Source organism: Streptococcus sp. GMD4S (genome assembly GCF_000296955.1).
In genome coordinates, this window is the sequence record NZ_AJRE01000271.1 from 1 (window position 1) to 1,062 (window position 1,062).

The window sequence follows — 1,062 nt, forward strand, 5'->3', positions numbered from 1 at the left end:
TCATCCGTACCATTTTTAAAAAAGCATAAACCATGTGCAAGAATGATCTTATCCGGTTTCCAGTTTAACATACGGGAAAAGGAAACCTTTGCCTCTATTTGTCTTCTAAAAAAAGTCATCCTATAATCGATAGGAGTTTGCCCATCAGGGACTGTTACACGGGCTAAACGATAAATTTTTCTTCGGATTGGACTAGCTATCTTTTCTGGTTCAAAATTCTCTATAAGGTCCGTTACAATGAGTGTTTTAGTCGATTTATGAAAAAACACGACCTCTTCGATGACAGAACTTCCCTTAAAAATAAGTTGATCAATCTCATCAGACCATAAGTCAGGTGCCTTATCAGTTAAAGGAGCATCAAATTCCACCATGACATTCTGACTTTTTGCTCTCTCTTCAACTCCTGGACTAGACCATGCTTGTGCATAAGGATATCTTTTTTTCCAATCTGCAATATAGGCGTAGTGAATCTTATTGGGTGAAATTAGGTAAGCAACTTTGCCCAAAGCGTCCAGTTCAGTAAAGAGCTCCTCATTTGGCGCAATAGGAGAATGAATCCAGAGTTTTCCATCGTTTAACTTTATCACTGTCATACGTGTCTGAAAAGGTAGTTTGAAGACCTTCATATCCATTTGTATCAAGTCACCATCTGCTATCCAGATATTTTGATCAACTTCCTTTAGTGTATACAATGGTTCATAAAGAGAAAGTTCTGGTCTTGCCATCGTTTACTATTCCTTCGTTTTTACTGCTTCTATTATAGCAAAAAGTGGCTATCTAAACCACTTTTTACAGTTCTTATATATACTGTTATTGACCCTATTATTTGACATTACTATTCACAGTATCAATCAGCCATTAAAAACTTTTCGATTGTATCAATAGAATAGGAAAGTTGATTATTTACAGACATCATCCGTTCAAGATTAGCGTCCATATAGTAGAGTTCAGATAAACCACCCCTAGGGAGAAAGAGTGAATAGTGGATATTCATCTTCTCTCGAGTACTTAACTCTATATGATTGCTTATGATATACTTTAACTCTTTTAACGAATTTACTT

2 protein-coding genes are annotated in these 1,062 nt (G+C 35.8%); both read right to left on the bottom strand.

The genetic code is table 11. The features are described 5' to 3' along the window. Positions 1-725, bottom strand: a 725-nt coding sequence (locus tag GMD4S_RS09290) for a DUF4336 domain-containing protein (RefSeq protein ID WP_000113581.1), incomplete at its 3' end; no start/stop codon positions are given. Positions 726-847: 122 nt separating this feature from the next. Next, on the bottom strand, positions 848-1,062 hold a 215-nt coding region (locus GMD4S_RS13795; RefSeq protein ID WP_000324309.1), incomplete at its 5' end, for a hypothetical protein.